A 2,213-nucleotide genomic window follows, 5' to 3' on the forward strand; every position below is an offset into this window, starting at 1 on the left:
ATCGTCGACGACGAAAGCCTGTTCGCGCAGACCCTCGCTCGCGTCGCGGGGCCGGCTTTCGCCGACCCCCTGGTCATTTGCGGTGCCTCGCACGTCGAGACGGTTCGCGAGCAGGCAGGCGGACGCGGGATCGGGCTGCTCGTCGAGCCGTCCGCCCGCAACACCGCACCCGCGATCGCGCTCGCGGTCGCGGCCGCGGCCGCGGCGCCCGATGCCCTGCTGCTCATCATGCCGAGCGATCATATTATCGACGATGTTCCGGCCTTTCACGTCGCGATCGAACAGGGCGCGCAGCTCGCGCGCGACCGCTGGATCGTGACATTCGGAATTGCGCCCGACTGTCCCGACACGGGCTTCGGCTATATCGCGAGCGGCATGGCCATCGGCGACACCGGCTTCGCCGTCGAGCGGTTCGTCGAAAAGCCCCGGCTGGATGTCGCGAAGGCCATGATCGACGCCGGCGGCTACAGCTGGAATGCAGGGATATTCCTGTTTCGTGCCGGGGCCATGCGCGACGCGATGCGCGTCCATTGTCCCGACATCCTTGCCGCGGCCGAAGACGCGCTGGCCAACGGCGGTGACGACGGCACCGCACGCTATGCCGACCTCGCCAGCTTCGAGGCGGCGCCCGCCGTCTCGATCGATTATGCCGTCATGGAGAAGCACGACCGGGTGGCCGTCGTACCGGTGTCGATGGGCTGGTCCGACCTTGGAAGCTGGCACGCCGTCCACAGCCGTGCCGCGCACGATATGGCCGACAATAGTTGCCGCGGCGACGGGCTCTTTCACGACAGCAGGGGTTGCCTTGTGCGCGCCGACGGGCGCCGCGTCTCGCTCATCGGCATGGAAAATGTCGCAGTGGTCGTCGACGGCGACGATATTCTCGTGATGCCGCTCGCCCGATCGCAAGAGGTTCGCGCGGCGGCTGCGCTGCGCGAATGAACCTGCCGGGCGCTGCCGGATCAGAGGCCGAAACGGTGCTTCGGAATGTGAGTGATCCGGCACGCGAGGTCGGATTCACCCGAGGCGACGATATAATGATCGCCGGCATCGGCGATCCCGGTGGTGAAGACGATATCGCGAACATATATCCTGTCTTCGATCGGCCGGGTAAGCTCGGGGTTCGCCTCGAGCAGCGGACCATGGTCACCGCGCAGGACCCGCGACGGATCGTCCGGATCGAGCAGGGACCAATAGGTGCGATAGATGCCCACGATCTCCTTCGGTTCCACCCCGTGCCAGAGCGTCAACCAACCGTCCGGCGTCAGGATCGGCGGCGTTCCGCCGCCCATTCGCGCGGTCGCAACGGTGTCGGCATGCGGGCGCAGGCCGGGCTCGCGATGGGGCTTCCAGTGCAGCGCGTCGGGCGAGGTCGCGAGGTTGATCGAAGGACCCGCACGCCACGGGCTTCCCGGCGGGTAAGCGAAATAGAGACTGCCGAGCGGGCGCGTCTGGGCCCAGTATTGCCTGTCGATCCGCCCCTCGAAGATCAGCATGTCCTTGTTCTGATGATCGAGGACAATGTCTTCGAAGCGCCAGTCGAGGCCGTTGTCGGAACTGTAGAGCGTCGTCGAATGGCGCTCGGGGCTCACCGAGCAACTGGTCATCAGCCATCGGCCGTCGACGCGGCTGATGCGCGCGTCCTCGATACCATAGCATTGGAAGGGCGCCGCGGGTGCGATGGCGCGGTCATAATGGATCGCGACGATGGCGAGCCCGTCGGGCGTCAGCTCGACCGGCAGGAGCCAGGAAAGCGATGTCAGCGCGATAACCTGCCAAGCCCCGCCGCGCACGAGAAACGTGCGCGGATCGGACGTGTCGCAAAGTTCGAGCGGCCAGGCATCGCGCACATAGCGACCGGCGTCCCATCTTATGCTGTGGACATGGCCGTTCGCGACCGGTTCGCGCAGCGCCTCGGCTACGCGCACCATCATCAGCAAATTGCCGCTCGCGAGGCGGGTCAGGCCGGGATTGAAAGCGCCGAGCACAAAGGTTTCGGCATCGAGCGAGCCCGCAAGCGGCGAACGGGAGAGATCGACATCGTCGGGGCCAAAAATCAGGCGATCGGTTTCGAATGGCATCGGGCACTCCGGTTGACGGCGCGGGAGCGGCTTCGCGACCTCGAGGCCGCCCCGCCGATGCTTCATCAAGGCTCGAAGCGGGCCAATGTTCCTCTTCTGCGCGTCCGGATCGTCATTCACGCGGCGCGCGCT

Annotated in this window: 2 protein-coding genes; one reads left to right on the plus strand and one right to left on the minus strand. The window is 66.3% G+C overall.

The window, feature by feature from the left end; genetic code table 11:
• Positions 1-942 (plus strand): mannose-1-phosphate guanylyltransferase (locus VGD20_RS07050; protein WP_331133772.1); only part of this gene is annotated, 942 nt, incomplete at its 5' end.
• 20 nt (positions 943-962) lie between these two features.
• On the opposite strand, the gene VGD20_RS07055 is transcribed toward VGD20_RS07050, so the two are convergent.
• Positions 963-2,081: a glycosidase gene (locus tag VGD20_RS07055; protein ID WP_331133773.1), complete on the minus strand. Its 1,119-nt coding sequence runs from the start codon at positions 2,079-2,081 to the stop codon at positions 963-965.
• Positions 2,082-2,213 lie beyond the last annotated feature (132 nt).

This window comes from Sphingopyxis sp., from assembly GCF_036402335.1.
Taxonomy (GTDB): Bacteria; Pseudomonadota; Alphaproteobacteria; order Sphingomonadales; family Sphingomonadaceae; genus Sphingopyxis.

Bases quoted from the DNA above. Each gene is read 5' to 3' on its own strand.
- VGD20_RS07055 (WP_331133773.1), bottom strand. From the start codon at position 2,081: ATGCCATTCGAAACCGATCGCCTGATTTTTGGCCCCGACGATGTCGAT.